Genomic DNA, 18973 nt, shown 5'->3' with positions numbered 1-18973 from the left:
TGTTCACGCATTGCGCAAACAGCAACTGATTTTGCCGATGGTTCGCATTCCAAATCGGCAAAATCTGCTACCACCACGTTATTTTACGGCACTTTCGGTTCCAAAAGTGCCTACATCTGGACAGTAACCTTCCAAATTCACTTGATCCGGAAAGCGTTTTTTCATCAGTGGAAGAATGGCATTCATAAATTCCTCCCGGCTGAGAATTCCATCCGGAAGATCGACTCCTGCCTTCTTCAACTCCCACGCAAGCTCTGTCACCTGCGGAACATCCAGACGATATGACTTTAACTCTTGCACATGAGAGAAAATCTCTCTCGGAGTTCCGTCCATCACAAGTTTTCCGTCATCCATAACGATCACTCGATCCGCGTCAATGACTTCTTCCATATAATGCGTAATCAGAAGAATCGTGATATTCTCCTTCTTATTTAATTCGTGAAGCGTCGCAATAACTTCTTTTCTTCCGTTCGGATCAAGCATTGCTGTCGGCTCATCAAGGATAATACACTGAGGTTTCATCGCCATGACTCCTGCAATCGCCACGCGCTGTTTCTGACCGCCCGAGAGCTTATTCGGGGACTTCAATCGGTATGCCGTCATCCCGACTGCCGCAAGACTCCTATCAACACGCTTCCAGATCTCATCCGTCGGAACACCGAGGTTCTCCGGTCCGAATCCGACATCCTCCTCAACAATGTTTCCAATGATCTGGTTGTCCGGATTCTGGAAAACCATTCCCGCTGTCTTTCGGATGTCCCAGATATGACTCTCGTCCGACGTGTTCATATCTGACACCCACACGGTTCCTCCGCTCGGAAGAAGGATTCCGTTGATCTGTTTTGCAAATGTGGATTTTCCGGAACCATTGTGTCCCAGAACCGCCACAAAATCTCCCTTTTTGATATCCACAGTCAGCTGATCGATGGCACGGTTGACTTCTTCCACGTGCTCATCTTCATCTCTCCGGATGTATTCATATATCAGTTTGGAAGCTCGGATGATGCCCATAGCAAAGCCTTCCTTTCCACATTGTTATTGTCAACCTGATCGGTTTTTCCACTTTACATTTTCATTCGTTTCTCAATTTTATGTCATATCCTGTCTGCCGTCAAGTGCTTTTCCGCAAACACTCTACTCGGAGTCTGTTACCATGTTCCTATTCACGCGTTGCTTAAGCGGTAACGGATTCTGCTTCCTTTTCTTTGCGGTCAAGCTCCTTGAAAATCCCACTCATGATGATCACGGAGAGAAGCAGGGTAAAGAGATCTGCGATCGGCTGGGCTGTCTGAATTCCGAGAAGTCCCCAGAAATGAGTTCCAATCAGAAGAATCGGAATCAGGAAGAGTCCCTGTCTCGCAATCGCAAGGATCGTGGCACGTACACCAAATCCGATTGACTGCGACATCATGTTGCTCATCGTCAGAAATCCATTCATCCACATCGTCAAAATCTGAAGGCGGAGTGCAAGCGTTCCGATTGCAATGACCTCCGGATCATTTCGTCTGAACATCATAATCACCGGTTTTGACACAAGAAATCCGCCGATGCAGATCACAAGCAGAATCGTTGTCGTGAACCTCACGCAGAACCAGAAGGCCTCCTTCACACGGCGATATTTCCCGGCTCCAAACGAGAATGCACACAAAGGCTGAAAGCCCTGACCAAAACCAATGACCGCAGAGTTTACGAGAAAAACAAGACGGTTTACAATCGCCATCGCCGCGATCGACGCATCTCCGAACGGGTGAGCCGTCGTGTTTAAAATGACGGTTGCAAGACTCGCCATTCCCTGACGTGACAGAGATGGCATTCCGCCGTTGAGCACCTGACCATACAGATGAAGCGATGGGCGAAAATTCTTAAAGCGGATCGGGATACAGCCCTTGCCACGGTTGCACTGATAGAGCAGGATACAGAAGCTCACAATCTGAGAAAATCCGGTCGCAATCGCCGCTCCGGAAGTTCCGAGTCCAAAACCGAAAATCAGAATCGGATCGAGAACCATATTGAGGATTCCGCCTGTCGTGATTCCAATCATCGCGAGGGAGGCAAGTCCCTGAAGACGCAGGAGATTGTTCATGATAAACGAGCACATCATAAACGGGGTCGCAAGGAAGATATAGCGCGCATACTCCACCGCATACGGTTTAATCGTCTCCGTCGAACCGAGGAGCATAACAATCTCATCGATCCGAAACAGGCAGAAAATGCCAAGCGCAGTTCCGATAATCAGTCCCGTAAAAAATGCCGTTGAGACAGCAATCTCGCCCTCTCTCTGATCTCCTCCTCCAAGACAGCGCGCCATATAGTTTCCGCTTCCCATTCCGATCGTAAACGCAATCGCCTGAATGATCGCCATCGCCGAGAAGATGATCCCGACTGCTCCGGAAGCACTTGTTCCAAGCTGGCTCACAAAAAAAGTATCCGCCATGTTGTAAATCGCACTGATCATCATGCTGATGATCGTCGGCACTGCAAGGCGCGGAATTACTTTTCGGACATCCCCCTCAATCAGCATCTCACGCCTGTTTTTCTGGTGTTGTTTTTCCTCGCCTGCACTCCCCATGATTTCTCCTTCCCCTTATACACGTCTGAGAACCTTTACGATCTCTCCCATATACATCGTGTGGTAGTCCTTTTCCGGATACCATTTCGTGTCATTTTCCTTCTCATCAAAGCACTCCGGCTTCATCTCCTGATGATACTGTTTCTTGCATACAAAAATCAGATTTGCCTCCTCGACTGCCGTCGTTCCATCAACATAGTACGGATGAAGACCGGAAGCCGACCACTTGTCCCCGTCGCGTCCGGATACGCTTCCGCACACGCTCAGCGCCTTGCGGTACTCCTCCGGCAGGAAGGAGAGTGTAAAATACTCATTGGCATCAACAAACTCCTTCGTGTAGCGCTGAGGACGAATGTATGCCGTCGCAATGTTCTTTCCCCACATAATGCCGAGACCGCCCCAGCTTGCTGTCATCGTGTTGCTCTTCTTCTCATCTCCGGCTGTGATCAGCATCCACTCTTTCTGAATCTTATGAAACGGATTAAACTCCAGACTGTCAATCGAAATCTCCTGAAATGCCATGATTTTTCCTCCTTATTCTCTCCACACCTGTGCCGAATCTTGAAAAATCCGGTGTCATTTTATCATTATATAGCAGACTCGCGTTTTTGGCAATGCGCACAAAAATACGGCTGTACAAGCTCTCCCCCGTACAGCCGTATCTTCTGTATTTTTTATTCTCTGAATTGTTGATCAAAATATTTTGACCAACACGCTCTGCGCTCACAGCAAACCACATGTGTTTTTCTGCCTCGCACCGACAACTTCTACCCATTGGCACGAGCATACTTTTTCCGGGTGATGGAAAAAGTACTCAATCGCATGATAAATGACTGAGTAAATTACTCCTGCTCCTCGATCAGGTTCGTCATACTCTTCAGGCTGATCGCAAGCGTGGAAGTGTTGTGCAGAAGTGCCGACGTTGTCGGAGCAAGGATTCCGCCTACGCCTAAGAGGATCAGTCCAAGGTTGAAGCTGATGACAAAACGATAGTTGGAGTGAATTCTCTTCATCAGGCAGTTGCTCAACTGTTTGAGGATCACAAGCTGTGCAAGGTCATCCTCAGAAACTGTCACATCTGCAATCTCTCGCGCAATCTCCGCACCCTCGCTGATTGCGACACCGACATCTGCGGCAGAAAGTGCCGGGGAATCGTTGATGCCATCACCGACCATGATAACCTTGTGGCCATTCTTCTTCGCTTCCTCAACATAGCGGGCCTTATCCTCCGGCAGAACCTCGGAATAATACTCATCCACGCCGACTCTGCGCGCAATCGCACGAGCGGTACGCTCGCTGTCACCGGTCATCATGACAAGTTTTTTGATGCCTGCCTCACGAAGCTGACGCAGAACTGCCTCTGCCTCCGGGCGAAGCGGATCTTCGATGCAGATCACGGCTACGAGCTCTCCGCCGATCGCCATATACAGGTGAGAATACTCCTCCGGAAGTGCATCAAACTTCGCCTGACCATCCGCCGGAATCACACACTTCTCATCCTCAAATACGAAATGATGGCTTCCAATCACGACGCGCTCACCATTGATCTGGCTTGCAATTCCGTGTGCAACGATGTACTCCACTTTCGTGTGCATCTCATCGTGAACAAGATGTCTGCTCAGAGACTCCTGAACGACTGCATTTGCCATCGAGTGCGGGAAATGCTCCTCAAGGCAGGCTGCGATTCTGAGCATCTCATTCTTGTCTCTGTTACCGAAGGTCACAATGTCGACAACAACCGGCTTTGCCTTGGTCAGAGTACCCGTCTTATCGAAGACGATCGTATCTGCATCTGCAATCGCCTCCATGAACTTTCCACCCTTTACGGTAATGTGATGAACATTTGCCTCACGGATTGCAGAAAGCACAGCGAGTGGCATTGCAAGTTTCAGTGCGCAGGAGAAATCTACCATCAGGATAGACAGTGCCTTCGTCGCATTGCGGGTCAGCAGGTAGGTCAGAGCCGTACCGCCAAGACTCCACGGAACAAGGGCATCTGCAAGGTTCTCCGCCTTACCCTCTACGGAAGACTTCAATTTCTCGGACTCTTCAATCATCGTGACGATTCGCTCAAAGCGGGTAGAACCAGCTGCCTTCTTGACGCAGATCGTGATCTCTCCCTCCTCAAGAGCGGTTCCGGCATAGACATAGGAACCCGTTTCCTTCTTAACCGGAATGGACTCGCCCGTCATCGATGCCTGGTTTACCATGGCCTCGCCCTCTACAACGATACCATCAAGCGGGATCATTGTTCCGACATGGACGAGAACCTCATCACCTTCTTTAACCTGAGAGATCGGAACAAGGACCTCGGTGCCGTCTGCCTTCAGCCATACCTTGCTGACATTTAAGGACATGCTTCGTGCCAGATCACCGACGGACTTCTTGTGCGTCCACTCCTCCAGCAGTTCTCCGATTCCAAGCAGGAACATGACGGAACCTGCTGTATTAAAGTCTCTTCTCAGGATCGAAACCGTGATTGCCGTTGCATCGAGAACCTCAACCTCCAGCTTGCGCTTCCACAGGCATTTGATTCCCTTAATGATATAGCGAACTGCCTTGATTCCCGTATAGACCGCACGAACCGGTGCCGGAAGAACGGTCTGAGTCACAATTCGTGTGCAGACTCTCTGAATCAGCTTTTCCTTATATTCTGCATTCAGCTCTCTTCCGCTGTCCTTCGGAACGATCTCCTCGAGCTGGTTATCCTGGTAGCTGAATTTCTGCAATCCTTCCAGGATGTCTTTTCTGTCTCCACTATAACAGATCACAGCATCTGCTGTCCGCTCATATACCTTTGCCAGAGTTACTCCCGGCAGATTTTCCAGATAATATGCCAGAATATCCGCTTCCCGCATCGTCATGTTCTTCTGCCACATATGCACGCGGATTCGTCCGGCAAGCTCATGTTTTACTGCAAATTTCATGTTGTTCTCTCTTTCTCCTTCTGCACAGTTACGATTCCCAATTCACGCATATCACACAGTCAATCTCATCAGCGACGAATTTTGCATCATTTGCATAAAAGAGGGGGCAATGTACGCCCCATTGTGCGACAGCCCCCTTTTTCCGTCTGATTTCAAGCGATTGCCCGTCTGCCGTGATTACTCTTCCTCAGCAGTCTCCTCGGCAGCAGTCTCTGCCTCTTCGCTCTCGTCCTCGAATACAACGTTCTCTGCCTCTGCACGCTGACGGTTAATCTCCTTAGCCTCTGCCAGGATATCCTCAGCATTCTCCTGAATGTTGGTAGCGGTGTTCATTACGCACTCTTTAGCGCGCAGACCAGCTGCCAGGCAGTTGATGTAGCACTTCTTTGCATCACTGCTTCCCAGAACCTTCATACCAGCAGTTCCGAACAGAACGCCACCTGCGAATAAACCAATCTTCTTTGCGCAATCTACACTAATCTTCATGATAAAATCCTCCTTCTTTATAAGACCAATTATTTTTTATTTTTCGGGGTTCGTCTCTCTTATTCTTTATCTGTGCTTATATCCAGTATAAACCGTCATCGCCAGACAAAGCATCATCGCCCAGGCCCAGAATCTGTGTTGCTTCATCCCTTTCTCACACCTCTCTTCTGTCACCCAAAACAGCAGTGATTTTTCGGTTTGTCCGAACCGTTAAACAGATGTTAGCACTCAAGATCCCTGTTAGTCAAGCCCAACTTTTATCAATAAAAAATGTTGTTTTTTGCTAACTATTGTGTTGTTTTTTGCTAACCGCTATGTTGTTTTTTGCTAACCATTTCGACAATAATTTGGGCGCATACTTTTCCCAATTTTTCTGTTTTTTCTATTTTTTTGCCTTTTTTCTTTCTCTGTTTTTCTTTACAGTCCCCGTAATTCTGTACTATAATATTTCAAAGTAGGGATTGATAAATTACCCATTTCAGAAACAGATAGCTCAACAAAACAGGAAACAAAAAAACAAAAAAGAAAACAAAAAACGATAAACAGGACAAAGGAGATTATTTTCATGGCAACAGTCATTTTGAAAAAAGGCGAGGGCCGTACCATCAAAGCCGGCGGAGCCTGGATTTACGATAATGAAATCAATGAGATCAAGGGGGATTACGAAAACGGAGATCTCGTTCATGTAGAAGATTTTGACGGATACCCGATGGGGCAGGGCTTCATCAACACCCGCTCCAAGATCACCGTCCGCATGATGACACGGCGCAAGGATACCGTCATCGATGATGCTTTCCTTGAGATGCGCGTGCGCAATGCGTGGGAGTACCGCAAGTCCACAGTCGACACCTCCAGCTGTCGTCTGATTTTTGGAGAGGCAGATTTCCTTCCGGGACTCGTCGTGGACAAATTCTCCGACGTTCTCGTTGTGGAATCTCTCGCACTCGGTATCGACCGTCTGAAGCTGACAATCCTCGACCGTCTGAAAAAGATTCTCGCGGAGGACGGTATCACAATCCGCGGAATTTACGAGAGAAGCGACGCAAAAGTTCGTCTTCAGGAAGGAATGGAGCGTTTCAAGGGATTTATCGGCGAGCCATTTGACACAAAGGTTGAGATCATTGAGAATGGCGTTCACTATATGGTAGATGTTCAGGATGGTCAGAAGACCGGTTTCTTCCTCGACCAGAAGTACAACCGTCTCGCAATCCAGCGTCTCTGCCCGGGTAAGAAAGTTCTCGACTGTTTCACCCACACTGGCTCTTTCGCTCTGAATGCAGGAATCGCCGGTGCTTCCTCCGTGCTCGGTGTGGACGCTTCTGAACTTGGTGTCGCACAGGCAGAGGAAAACGCTTCCTTAAATGGTTTATCCGATCGCGTTAAATTCACCTGCGCAGATGTCTTTGATCTTCTGCCACAGTTGGAAGCGCAGGGTGAGCAGTATGATGTTGTCATCCTCGATCCTCCGGCATTCACAAAGTCCCGCAACTCCATCAAGAATGCCGTCAAGGGTTATCGCGAAATCAACCTGCGCGGAATGAAGCTCGTCAAGGACGGCGGTTATCTTGCCACCTGCTCATGCTCTCACTTCATGGACCCGGAGCTCTTCGCAAAGACGATCCGCGAGGCGGCAGCCGGAGTTCATAAGCGCCTGCGCCAGGTTGAGTATCGCACCCAGGCAGCAGACCATCCGATCCTGTGGGAGAAAGACCAGTCTTCTTACTACCTGAAGTTCTATATTTTCCAGGTATGTGATGAGAAGTAAGGGGTTGTATTGGTGACGACAAACTTGTTTTTTCTAATGCTACAGCACCTTAAATTTTTTATAATTTATTAATGGCTCACAAAAAAGAGCGTGCGAAAAATGATTTCTCATTTTTTCACACGCCCTTTTTTATAAAATCTTCCATTTTTCACCGAAACTCAGAATATAAATGTCCTGCCTGAAGACTTTTTCCTCTCGCATTTGCCATCTCGGTGACTGTCACCATCTGAAATCCTCTACGGGCAAGCTCTGGCACAATTCGCTCCACAGCATCTGCGGTTGAGGTATAAAGCTCATGCATCAGAACAATATCTCCATCCTTGACATGATTTAAGACGGCAGATGTTGTCTTATCAGCATTTCTTGTCTTCCAATCAAGTGTATCCACACTCCACTGAATCATCGGCATATGCGTATTCGCAACAACTGTCGCATTATGATTCCCCCCCGGAAGCCGAAGAAGTGTCGGGCGAACTCCGCAGGCACTCTCTATCGCATCGTTTCCCCGGTTGACTTCTTCCTGAATCTGTCCCGCTCCAAGTTTCTGAAGATACTTGTGATTCATCGTATGGTTCGCAACCTCATGCCCCTCTGCAACCATTCGCTGAATCTCCGTCTTGTAAGATCCCGCACGGCTTCCCACCATGAAGAACGTTGCCTTTCCTCCATACTGTGCCAGACAATCCATAATTCGATTGCCGACAGACGGCTGAGGACCATCATCAAACGTCAACGCTACCATAGGCTTCGACGGATCAATCTGTCGTCCTGTGCCTGTCTGATCCTGTGTCTCCTCCGTTGCAGCAGCTGTTGTATTCTCAGCTGGCTGAGACTCCTCCGTCGTTGTCTCACTCACTGCCTGCTCTTCCTGCGTAGCTTCACTTTGTACTTCGTCCGTCTGTGTATCCTCAGACTTTGTACTCTCCCCCATTGTGATCACACGGGAGGTTGTCTGCTCCTGCGGTGCCGATCCAACGCTCGCCTGCTCACTCATCGAACCTGTACTTTCAGAACTCTCCGGTGTATTGCCGAGACTAACCTCCCCCTGCGCTTCTGCGGACGTTCCTGTTGTCACACCCTGTCCAACTGTAATCACAGCAGAACTCGCCCAAGCCGGCTGAACAGCAATCATGGCACATACTGCTGTTGCCAACATCGTTTTCTTCCATTTTCTCATAAATAAACTCCTCCTGAAATTTTAATTATCACTGCCTACATACCGTGTAATCAACAATGAACTCCAACAAAACAGTCCCCCACCTGTTCCCTCAAGCATACCACAAATCTCAGGAAAAGCCTAGCGTATGTATGGAATTTCACCCCACCCATTTTCACTATATTTAAGGAACAAGGCAATCCAGTTCACAATACCTTTGCGTGGGGCGAGGCGGTGGGAAAGTGCAGGCAAACCCGTGTGAGACGTCGGTGCTTAGGTCACGTATTTTGTGACCTTATGCACTACTACATCGAACCCCCTATTCTCATTTACCTCACATCTCCCATTTCTTTACATGACAGCACAAAAAAGCAGACACAACTCGGAATCTTCTCCCAAATTATGTCTGCAAATCTAATCCATTTCTGTATTACATCTCTGCGTCTTATATGCGATACATGTATATCTATATTTTTCACCATTACACATGCACAACGCACCTTACATCGAACCCTCTTTTTTGAACACAACCAGAACGGTCTTGATCAAAATTCTGAGGTCCAGTCCCATGCTCCACTCGCGGATATACTTTGTATCCAGTTTTACAACATCCTCAAAATCTGTGATATTGCTTCGACCGCTTACCTGCCACATTCCTGTCACACCCGGGCGCATTGCCAGACGTGCGCGGTGATGAAGATCATACTTGTCCCACTCATCGACTGTCGGCGGACGTGTTCCAACCAGACTCATATCACCTTTCAGCACATTAAAGAACTGTGGGAACTCATCGAGACTCCAGTCGCGAATATAGTTTCCAACGCCCTTCTTGATCGTTCCATCCGGCAGTTTCTTCGTTCCAATGATACGCGGGTCCCAGTCGAGCTTGAACATAAAACCATCTTTGACACGGTTCTGTGCCATCAGTTCCTTCTTGCGCTCCTCTGCATCCATATACATACTGCGGAACTTGTACATCTTAAACTTCTTACCATTTTTTCCCACACGAACCTGCGAGAAGAACACCGGTCCCGGAGACTGACTCTTGATCGCCGGTGCAAGGAAAAGATAAAGAATTCCTGTGATCAGGCAACCTGCCAGACCACCCGCGATATCCATTGCACGCTTCAAGAATGCCTGCATCGGAGTTGCACAGTTGATGCTCGTCGTCAGCACCGTATAAATGCCAAACCGCTCCACAAACTGAATGTGGTCAGAAAAATCCTCCGACTTCGCAAGTCTTAAATGAACGACAACACCCATCTCCATAAACTGATCCATCAGCTTCTTCGGGCGCTCCTGTCCATCCGGAATATTTAAGAAAACCTCATCCACCCATTCTCGGCAGACATACTCTGCAACAGTATCCTTATTTGCGACAACCTGAATATCCCCGTCAAGCACATCTCCGACACGATCCGCATCGAGAATCACAACGCCGGCAATCTTGAATCCATCATAATTGTGATTGCGGATATTCGTAACCACCTGATCGACCATGCTGTTGACCGTCACAATAATCAGAGAACGTTTCGTCGAATCTGCCATATAGGCGAGAATGATCTTCTTCCAGAGGATTCTTGTAACAAAACCCAGGATTGCATACATAATCGCAATCATCAACATCATATACCGGGAATAAATTGAACTCTCCTTCGTCACAAACAGATAAAACGCCGTCATCAGAACCACGAGACAGACATGTTTGATCGTCGCCGTGAACTCGGAATAATAACCTCGCTTGAGCACATTTTTCATCGTCAGGAAAAATGCCATCACACACATATCAATGAGTAACATTGCAAGGTTTGTTGTCAAATAAATGCTGTCCCCATGTGCCGTGATTCCACCATGCCGAATCGCATAGGCGACCAGATAGGCAATCTGGAGGCAACAGAGATCAAGCGCAGCAAAGTCGAGATGCTTTAGCCAGCCTTGCATCTTTCTCTTGTACATAGTTTTACCCCCCCCCCCTAATTTTTTCTAATTCCCTTATTTTTATATTTCTGAAAAGTGATCTCTTGTCACTTTCTCAATAGACCTTATTTGATAAGGATTCTCTCTTAACAAAGAAAATGGGAAAGAACCTTGCAGGGTCCATTCCCACTTCTGCCTTCCTAACTTAACTCGTCAGGCAACAAGGTTTTTGATTTTCTCAGCTTACTTTCCAGTCTTTCCCTTCTTGCCTGCTTTTCCGTCATCTGACTGGCTGTTATCCCCTTCGCCGTATCTTCCATACTTGCCATAGTACTTTCCGTAACGACCATACTTGCCGTATTTTCCGTACTTGCCATAGTACTTGCCATGCGGGTCCTCATCCGGGCGAACCTTATTGAGCACAACTCCGAGAATTCGGCATCCACTCTTGTCGAGCTGATCCTTTACCTTCTGCTCCAGATGGTAACTGATGCTTCCGCTCTCAATCACCATGACGGCTCCGTCACACTTCGTCGCAACAATCGCACCATCGATGACAGCTCCCATCGGCGGGGTATCAAGAATCACATAATCATACTGCTCTGCACCGTAGTTGATCAGCTCTCCGAAAAGATCCTCCTCGAGAAGCTCTGCCGGATTTGGGGAGTACGGTCCTGCAAAAATAATATCAAAATTCTCGACATCCGTCCGATTGATCACATCCTCAAGTTTCTTCTGTCCGCTGAGGTACTGAGACAAACCGCCAACCTCTTTCTTCATCTGATAACGGCTTGCGAGTACCGACTTACGGATATCTGCATCGATCAGAAGAACTTTCTTTCCAATCTGTGCAAGAGAAACTGCCGTCACAACTGCAATCTGGCTCTTTCCCTCATCCGGAAGTGCACTTGTGAACATGATCTTTCTCACATTGCTTCCGCAGAACTGAATGTTGGTACGAAGTGTCTTAATAGCTTCGCGATATGCATAACTGCTCTCACCGGCAAGCTGTCCTGCCAGCTCTACGATCTGTCCGCTCATCACTTCTTTCCTCCATTCTCTTCTCTCTCATACTTTCCGTAATATCCGTACTTCTTTCCGCTTCCTGCATTCTCCCAGTCCGGAATCGATGCGAGAACGGTAAGACCGAGATACCTCTCTACGTCTTCCTCACTGCGGATCGTATCATTCATCAGAACGGTAAGCACAATCACACCACAAGCGATCACGATACCTGCCACTGCGCCGAGCATCGCATTCTTCTTATTATTCGGGCTTGTCGGATAATCTGCAATCGTTCCCTTCTCAATGATTTTCGGCGGAACCATCTCCATGATGTCACCAATATACTCAGAAGAGGTGGATGCAATCGAATCAGCAAGCTGTTTTGCGAGTACCGGGTCCGGATCGGTCACAGTCACGGTCAGGATACGGGTGTCAGACGGGTTGTCCGTCGTAATCTTTGATTTCAGCTGTTCATAGGTCATATCCAGGTGATTCTCAGAAATCACACTGGTGAGCACCGGACGGCTACTCAGGATTACCTTGTAATCCGCAGTCAGCTGGCTTCCGATCTGAAGATCTGCAAGTGAAGTCAGCGTCGTCTCCTTCGACAGGATGTACATCATCGCTGTGGAAGTATACTGAGGAGTCAGTACCAGCTTACTGTAGACACCGGCGATTCCGCCGCAGACAACTGCTGCCAGAATAATCGCCCAGAGTTTCTTCTTCATTGCAAGAAGAAGTTCAAGCAGGTCAATCTCTACCTCATCATTGTCATTATTCATCTGATTTTGGTTTTCCATTTTCTTCATCCCTGTTTTTGTATTTCCCCTATTGGTTCATTTCTCAACACTTTTATTGCATTTGTTCGCAGTAATCTTCGGAGCATCTCCTCATCCAAATGATTCTCAAGCCACTTTAGTGCCTCCTGAATCTTCGGTTCTCTCCAGTCAATCCGATGCATGTCCGTTCCCATCAGATGAATATAACCCTTCTTGACCTGGTTTCGACACCAACGGGTCTCTGCCTGAAAAATACTTCCATTCAGACTGTCATAATTCATCTGAAGCAAACATCCGCTTCGTCTCAAATCCTGAAGATTTCTCTCCTCTCTCAGGCAACGATATCTCTCCATATGTGCGACGATCGGCACATAACCGGCAGACAGAAGCTGACGGATTCCGCGATACAGATTCTGATACGGCACAGATGGATCAAATTCCACAAGAACATAACGGCTTCCATTTAAAGGCAGAGCACGCCCGTTTTCCAAATCTCTCAACAGTTCTTCCTTATAATAGGTTTCCTGTCCGAGATAAAGCTGAAAACTCGGCAGCTTCTGCTGAACCCGCTGTCTCAGTTCCTGAATCAATTCCTGATATCCTGTGATTCCACGCCGATGAGAATAATGTGGAGTTGCAACCACTGCACCGATTCCCTCTGCTGCAGCCATCTCCAACATCTTTAAGGACTCCTCCATAGATCCAGAACCGTCATCCACTCCCGGAAGAATATGCGCATGAACATCTACAATAACCGGCAGTCTATTCACGCCCTCTCCTCCTTTCTTTGATCGTGTCATGATGTTCTGAAAAGAATCTCGAAATGTGGCGGTTTTGCCACATTCCTAAGATAGCATGAAACATCTCAAAATTCAAGTTCTTTTCAGCATTTCCATTTTCTGCTTTGTTTTTCCTCAAAAACAAAGGATATTCCCGCCATTTCATCAAAAATTGGTGGAAATACCCATATATTTTACTCTATTATTTTGGTCTAAACTGACTGTAGGATTTTCCCGGAATCATTCCGCCGCGGTAAGATGCAAGTTCACTCACCGTCACAAGCTGGTATCCCCGGTTCACAAGCTCCGGAATCACGACCTCACTTGCATCTGCGGTCGCACTGTAAAGGTCGTGCATCAGGATGATGTCTCCGTCCTTCACATTGTCGAGAATCGTCTGGATTGTACTCTGTGCATCTCTTGTCTTCCAGTCGAGCGTGTCCACGCTCCAGAGAATTGCCGGCATCGAGATCGCTCCGACTGCCGCCATTCCAGCATCACTCTTCGCTCCGCCGACCGGACGCATCAGCACCGGAGTGATTCCACAGGCATCTGAAATCAGGTGGTTATTCTGCTCAAGCTGAGCCGTCAGTCCCGCCTGATCCTCCTTCGTCATTGCGACATGGTCATAGGTGTGGTTTCCGACCTCACAGCCCTGGGCAACCATCTGCTTGACGACATCCATATTTTTTGCAACCTGACGACCGACCATGAAGAACGTTGCCCGACCTCCATATTCTTTGAGTTTTGCAAGAATTCGCGCTGTGGACTCGGAAGAAGGACCATCATCATAAGTCAGGGCGATCATCGGCTTTGTCGGATCGATGTTTCCGGCGTAAGAATTACCGTCGGCAAGTTTCTTTGCCACCGAAATTCGGATTCCCTGAATCGGAAGACCGACACCATATGCACCTGCCTCTTCTCCATTTTTCATCCAGTCTGTCCACTGGTTATCCTGAAGAACGCTGTAAAGAATGTCATACTGCTCGGCAAGCTGACCCGTCAGCTCCATCGCGATTGCTTCAAGCGGTTCATTTCCATCCGCTTTTCCGGACTCATTGCCATCCTCAACCCAGTCGAGCCATCCAGTTCCGCTCAAGTTTGCGCGATAGGTCACAGTTCCCGTCATTCCGTAAGGCTGACCATTCAAAGTCGCACGAAATGCGGTCACATACTTGTCTGATGGTGTCATGCAGTAGGAATTATCCGCAAAGAAACGGCTCCAGCCAATGTTACTTACAGAAACTCCGTAGATTGCACTGACTCCGTCACCGCTCTCCTCGCTTTGTCCCTCTGCACCGCTCTGACCATCCTGCGCTCCGGCTCCAGCTCCGTCCGCTCCGTCTAAACTTACCGAATCTGCATCGGACTCACTCGCATTTACCTCGCCTGACGAGACAACCTGATCGGAACTTGCCTTTTTTCCAAAATGCCCGGCAACTGCCATGACGACAGAGCCGATTGCCAGACAAAACAGGATCACTGCCATCACCAACATGGCACGAATTCGTCTTGCACGGCGAATCCTCTGACGTCTCAGGCGCTCTCTCCTTGCCTGAATCTGACGTCTCTCCTCCTCGCTGAATCCGCCGTCTCTCCTCTTTTCACTCATCTGTTTCCCCCAAAGAATCGAATCAATTTTATCATTCTGTCTCTCCTTGATGCCAAATGTATGTAACGTTATTCGCTTCTTGTTTTTTCTATCATGAGAACAGTCTTTTCTAAATTTAAACACAGAAATCTTTTCCGAATTCAGAAATCTTTCCTATGCGAAAAGTCCCCGGCACTGTGTCCAAAAAGGCAGCACCGGGGACCTGTATTCTTGCTATATGATTCTATATAAAACTATGCATGATTCAAGATCGGAAAGCAAAACAATCGCTTACTCTTCCGGAGTGTTGTCCTCATCCGCACCGAAATCATCGCTGTCATCGTCGTCGTTGATGTCAAGAACCTCAACAGCCTCGGTATCATTCTCCTCAGATGTGGTTACGGTATCGTCATCATCCTCGTCCATCATGATCTCGTCATCCATCTCAAGCTCAGTATCCAGCTTGACATCGCGATAGTGCCTCATTCCGGTACCAGCCGGGATCAGCTTACCGATGATAACGTTCTCCTTCAGACCGATCAGATGGTCAACCTTTCCGTTGATTGCAGCCTCGGTCAGAACCTTGGTGGTCTCCTGGAAGGATGCAGCGGACAGGAAGGAATCAGTTGCAAGAGATGCCTTCGTAATACCAAGCATAACCTGCTTGCCCTCTGCCGGCTTCTTGTTCTCCTCGATCAGCTTCTCGTTCATCTCATTGAAGTCCAGAACATCCATGGATACGCCCGGCAGAACATCGCTGTCACCGCTCTCCTCAATTCTGATCTTCTTCAGCATCTGACGAACGATCATCTCGATATGCTTATCGTTGATTTCTACACCCTGAAGACGGTATACACGCTGTACCTCCTGGATCATGTAATCCTGTACGGCACGAACGCCCTTGATCTTCAGAATATCATGCGGGTTTACACTACCTTCGGTCAGCTCATCACCAGCCTCGATTACCTGCTCATCCTGAACCTTGATTCTGGAACCGTAAGGAATCAGATAGGTCTTGGTGTTGCCGGTCTCGGTATCGGTTACAACGATCTCGCGCTTCTTCTTCGTATCTTTCAGGGTAACAACACCGCCGAACTCGGAGATGATTGCAAGTCCCTTCGGCTTACGAGCCTCGAAAAGCTCCTCGACACGAGGAAGACCCTGTGTGATATCTCCACCTGCTACACCGCCGGTATGGAAGGTACGCATTGTCAGCTGAGTACCCGGCTCACCGATGGACTGTGCTGCGATGATACCGACAGCCTCACCAACCTGTACCGGCTGGCCGGTTGCCATGTTCGCACCGTAACACTTTGCACATACACCGACATGAGACTTACAGGTCAGGACGGTACGGATCTTCACAGAGTCACGACCCTGCTTGTTCAGAACCTTCATAACTGCTGCCGCACGCTTCGGGGTGCACATATGGTTTGCCTCGATCACAGTCTCACCGGAATCCGGATCCACGATGGTCTCAGCGATATAACGACCTGTGATACGCTCCTCAAGACTCTCGATGCTCTCCTTGCCATCTGCAAATGCCTTGATCTCCATGTACGGGATTGCCTTGCCTTCACAGCAGTCAACCTCACGGACAATCAGATCCTGGGAGACATCTACCAGACGTCTGGTCAGGTAACCAGAGTCAGCGGTACGAAGAGCCGTATCGGACAGTCCCTTACGAGCTCCGTGTGCAGAGATGAAGTACTCCAGTACGTCAAGACCCTCACGGAAGTTGGACTTGATAGGAAGTTCGATTGTGTGACCGGTTGTATCTGCCATCAGGCCTCGCATACCAGCCAGCTGTTTGATCTGCTTATCAGATCCTCGAGCTCCGGAGTCAGCCATCATGTAGATGTTGTTGTACTTATCCAGACCGCTTAACAGGTCATGGGTCAGCTGATCATCGGTGTTCTTCCAGGTCTCGATAACCTCTTTGTAACGCTCTTCCTCAGTGATAAGACCACGGCGGAAGTTCTTGGAAATACGGTCAACCGTTGCCTGTGCGTCAGCGATCAGCTTCGGCTTGGAAGCCGGCACAGTCATATCGGAAATGGATACGGTCATAGCAGCCTTGGTGGAGTACTTGTAACCGATTGCCTTGATGTCATCCAGAGTTACTGCGGTCTGGGTTGCACCATGCACATTGATAACCTTCTCCAGGATCTGCTTCAACTGCTTCTTACCTACGTGGAAATCAACTTCCAGAACAAGCTCGTTTCCTTCAATCGAACGATCCACGAATCCAAGATCCTGCGGAATGATCTCATTGAAGATGAAACGACCTACGGTGGACTCTACCACGCCGGTCTTTACGGTGCCATCCGGCATCTTGCGGCTGATGCGGACTTTTACTCTGGAGTGCAGAGTCTCAACACCGTTCTCGTATGCAAGAATTGCCTCGTTGACACTCTTGAATACCTTGCCCTCGCCCTTTGCACCCGGACGCTCCTGGGTCAGATAGTAGATACCAAGGACCATATCCTGAGACGGAACGGCTACCGGACCACCATCGGACGGCTTCAGCAGGTTGTTCGGAGACAGAAGCAGGAAACGACACTCTGCCTGTGCCTCTACGGACAACGGCAGATGTACTGCCATCTGGTCTCCATCGAAGTCTGCGTTGAATGCGGTACATACAAGCGGATGGAGCTTGATTGCCTTACCTTCTACAAGGATCGGCTCGAATGCCTGGATACCCAGACGATGCAGGGTAGGTGCACGGTTCAGCATAACCGGATGCTCTTTGATGACATCCTCGAGGACATCCCAAACTTCCGGCTGAAGGCGCTCTACCATCTTCTTTGCGCTCTTGATGTTGTGAGCGGTTCCGTTCTGAACCAGCTCCTTCATAACGAACGGCTTGAACAGCTCGATTGCCATCTCCTTCGGAAGACCACACTGGAAGATCTTCAGCTCCGGTCCTACGACGATAACGGAACGTCCGGAATAGTCAACTCGCTTACCGAGCAGGTTCTGACGGAAACGTCCCTGCTTACCTTTCAGCATATCGGAAAGAGATTTCAGAGCACGGTTACCCGGGCCGGTTACCGGACGGCCTCTTCTGCCGTTATCGATCAGGGCATCGACTGCCTCCTGAAGCATACGCTTCTCGTTGCGGACGATGATATCCGGTGCGCCAAGCTCAAGCAGGCGTGCCAGACGGTTGTTTCTGTTGATGATTCTGCGGTACAGATCATTCAGATCGGAGGTTGCGAAACGACCACCGTCAAGCTGTACCATCGGACGGATATCCGGCGGAATTACCGGAATTACAGTCATAACCATCCACTCCGGCTTGTTGCCGGAGGTGCGGAATGCCTCCACAACCTCCAGACGCTTGATGATGCGGGCACGCTTCTGACCGCTTGAATCCTTGAGCTCTCTGCGGAGCATCTCAGACTCTTTCTCCAGATCGATTGCACGCAGGAGTTCGAGAATTGCCTCGGCACCCATTCCTACACGGAAGTTGCCGTAGCCCCACTTCTCTACTTCCTCACGGTACTCCTTCTCAGACAGAACCTGCTTATACTGCAGGCCGGTCTGCTTTGCATCCAGAACGATGTAGGATGCAAAGTACAGAACCTTCTCCAGGATTCTCGGGGAGATATCCAGGATCAGACCCATACGGCTCGGGATTCCCTTAAAGTACCAGATATGGGAAACAGGAGCAGCCAGCTGAATATGACCAATGCGCTCTCTACGCACGCTGGACTTGGTAACCTCTACGCCACATCGATCGCAGATAACGCCTTTGTAGCGAATTTTTTTATATTTTCCGCAGTGACATTCCCAGTCCTTCGTCGGTCCGAAGATCCGCTCGCAGAACAGACCATCGCGCTCCGGCTTCAGGGTACGATAGTTGATGGTCTCAGGCTTCTTAACCTCTCCGTGGGACCACTCCAGGATCTTCTCCGGGGAAGCCAGACCGATCTGGATAGCGTCAAATGTCAACGGCTGATAAGTTGTTTCATTTGTCTCAGGCATGAGCGATAC

At 48.8% G+C, this 18973-nt stretch carries 14 protein-coding genes; 1 reads left to right on the top strand and 13 read right to left on the bottom strand.

Annotated elements, in window-relative coordinates; translation table 11 throughout:
• Positions 1 to 78: 78 nt before the first annotated feature.
• The 6 genes from AC4EVX_RS01175 to AC4EVX_RS01150 form a co-directional block, all read right to left on the bottom strand.
• Positions 79 to 1011, bottom strand: a complete 933-nt coding sequence (locus AC4EVX_RS01175; protein WP_308451966.1) for an energy-coupling factor transporter ATPase — start codon at positions 1009 to 1011, stop codon at positions 79 to 81.
• Positions 1012 to 1174: 163 nt separating this feature from the next.
• Positions 1175 to 2569: an MATE family efflux transporter gene (locus tag AC4EVX_RS01170; protein WP_308451967.1), complete on the bottom strand. Its 1395-nt coding sequence runs from the start codon at positions 2567 to 2569 to the stop codon at positions 1175 to 1177.
• A gap of 15 nt (positions 2570 to 2584) precedes the next feature.
• Positions 2585 to 3091: a flavin reductase family protein gene (locus AC4EVX_RS01165; RefSeq protein ID WP_308451968.1), complete on the bottom strand. Its 507-nt coding sequence runs from the start codon at positions 3089 to 3091 to the stop codon at positions 2585 to 2587.
• Entirely contained in the window at positions 3066 to 3308 is a 243-nt protein-coding gene (locus AC4EVX_RS01160; RefSeq protein ID WP_490159386.1) for a hypothetical protein, read from the bottom strand. Before AC4EVX_RS01160 ends, AC4EVX_RS01165 begins: the two co-directional genes overlap by 26 nt.
• Positions 3309 to 3411: 103 nt before the next feature.
• Positions 3412 to 5496, bottom strand: coding sequence for a heavy metal translocating P-type ATPase (locus AC4EVX_RS01155; protein WP_308451969.1), 2085 nt, complete (start codon positions 5494 to 5496; stop codon positions 3412 to 3414).
• A 177-nt stretch (positions 5497 to 5673) separates the two neighbouring features.
• A complete protein-coding gene (locus tag AC4EVX_RS01150) occupies positions 5674 to 5982 on the bottom strand; it encodes a DUF6110 family protein (RefSeq protein WP_490159385.1) in 309 nt (102 codons plus the stop codon).
• Positions 5983 to 6547: 565 nt separating this feature from the next.
• Here AC4EVX_RS01150 and AC4EVX_RS01145 point away from each other — a divergent pair.
• A complete protein-coding gene (locus AC4EVX_RS01145) occupies positions 6548 to 7747 on the top strand; it encodes a class I SAM-dependent rRNA methyltransferase (protein ID WP_490159384.1) in 1200 nt (399 codons plus the stop codon).
• Positions 7748 to 7895: 148 nt separating this feature from the next.
• On the opposite strand, the gene AC4EVX_RS01140 is transcribed toward AC4EVX_RS01145, so the two are convergent.
• From AC4EVX_RS01140 to rpoC, 7 genes are all read right to left on the bottom strand, one after another.
• Positions 7896 to 8924 carry a polysaccharide deacetylase family protein gene (locus AC4EVX_RS01140; RefSeq protein WP_490159383.1) on the bottom strand — a complete coding sequence of 343 codons (1029 nt, stop codon included), beginning with the start codon at positions 8922 to 8924 and terminating at the stop codon, positions 7896 to 7898.
• 480 nt (positions 8925 to 9404) lie between these two features.
• Complete coding sequence (locus tag AC4EVX_RS01135; protein ID WP_490159382.1) at positions 9405 to 10859, bottom strand: sugar transferase; 1455 nt, start codon at positions 10857 to 10859, stop codon at positions 9405 to 9407.
• A 204-nt stretch (positions 10860 to 11063) separates the two neighbouring features.
• Positions 11064 to 11861, bottom strand: coding sequence for a polysaccharide biosynthesis tyrosine autokinase (locus tag AC4EVX_RS01130; RefSeq protein ID WP_177976729.1), 798 nt, complete (start codon positions 11859 to 11861; stop codon positions 11064 to 11066).
• A complete protein-coding gene (locus AC4EVX_RS01125; RefSeq protein WP_308451853.1) occupies positions 11861 to 12625 on the bottom strand; it encodes a YveK family protein in 765 nt (254 codons plus the stop codon). The genes AC4EVX_RS01130 and AC4EVX_RS01125 overlap by 1 nt, the downstream gene beginning before the upstream one ends.
• Positions 12626 to 12630: 5 nt before the next feature.
• Positions 12631 to 13374, bottom strand: coding sequence for a CpsB/CapC family capsule biosynthesis tyrosine phosphatase (locus AC4EVX_RS01120; RefSeq protein WP_490159381.1), 744 nt, complete (start codon positions 13372 to 13374; stop codon positions 12631 to 12633).
• Positions 13375 to 13585: 211 nt separating this feature from the next.
• Positions 13586 to 14995, bottom strand: a complete 1410-nt coding sequence (locus tag AC4EVX_RS01115; protein ID WP_490159380.1) for a polysaccharide deacetylase family protein — start codon at positions 14993 to 14995, stop codon at positions 13586 to 13588.
• A gap of 270 nt (positions 14996 to 15265) precedes the next feature.
• A complete protein-coding gene (rpoC, locus tag AC4EVX_RS01110) occupies positions 15266 to 18964 on the bottom strand; it encodes a DNA-directed RNA polymerase subunit beta' (protein WP_308451842.1) in 3699 nt (1232 codons plus the stop codon).
• Positions 18965 to 18973: the final 9 nt, after the last annotated feature.

The organism is Brotaphodocola sp., assembly GCF_983179755.1.
The sequence above is the reverse complement of the archived record's forward strand: the minus strand, read 5'-3'. Positions and strand labels throughout refer to the sequence as shown.

What these genes read in the sequence shown, in the direction of transcription:
- AC4EVX_RS01175 (WP_308451966.1), bottom strand. Translation starts at nt 1,011, where the DNA reads ATGGGCATCATCCGAGCTTCCAAACTGATATATGAATACATCCGGAGA.
- AC4EVX_RS01170 (WP_308451967.1), bottom strand. Translation starts at nt 2,569, where the DNA reads ATGGGGAGTGCAGGCGAGGAAAAACAACACCAGAAAAACAGGCGTGAG.
- AC4EVX_RS01165 (WP_308451968.1), bottom strand. Translation starts at nt 3,091, where the DNA reads ATGGCATTTCAGGAGATTTCGATTGACAGTCTGGAGTTTAATCCGTTT.
- AC4EVX_RS01160 (WP_490159386.1), bottom strand. Translation starts at nt 3,308, where the DNA reads ATGTGGTTTGCTGTGAGCGCAGAGCGTGTTGGTCAAAATATTTTGATC.
- AC4EVX_RS01155 (WP_308451969.1), bottom strand. Translation starts at nt 5,496, where the DNA reads ATGAAATTTGCAGTAAAACATGAGCTTGCCGGACGAATCCGCGTGCAT.
- AC4EVX_RS01150 (WP_490159385.1), bottom strand. Translation starts at nt 5,982, where the DNA reads ATGAAGATTAGTGTAGATTGCGCAAAGAAGATTGGTTTATTCGCAGGT.
- AC4EVX_RS01145 (WP_490159384.1), top strand. Translation starts at nt 6,548, where the DNA reads ATGGCAACAGTCATTTTGAAAAAAGGCGAGGGCCGTACCATCAAAGCC.
- AC4EVX_RS01140 (WP_490159383.1), bottom strand. Translation starts at nt 8,924, where the DNA reads ATGAGAAAATGGAAGAAAACGATGTTGGCAACAGCAGTATGTGCCATG.
- AC4EVX_RS01135 (WP_490159382.1), bottom strand. Translation starts at nt 10,859, where the DNA reads ATGTACAAGAGAAAGATGCAAGGCTGGCTAAAGCATCTCGACTTTGCT.
- AC4EVX_RS01130 (WP_177976729.1), bottom strand. Translation starts at nt 11,861, where the DNA reads ATGAGCGGACAGATCGTAGAGCTGGCAGGACAGCTTGCCGGTGAGAGC.
- AC4EVX_RS01125 (WP_308451853.1), bottom strand. Translation starts at nt 12,625, where the DNA reads ATGGAAAACCAAAATCAGATGAATAATGACAATGATGAGGTAGAGATT.
- AC4EVX_RS01115 (WP_490159380.1), bottom strand. Translation starts at nt 14,995, where the DNA reads ATGAGTGAAAAGAGGAGAGACGGCGGATTCAGCGAGGAGGAGAGACGT.
- rpoC (WP_308451842.1), bottom strand. Translation starts at nt 18,964, where the DNA reads ATGCCTGAGACAAATGAAACAACTTATCAGCCGTTGACATTTGACGCT.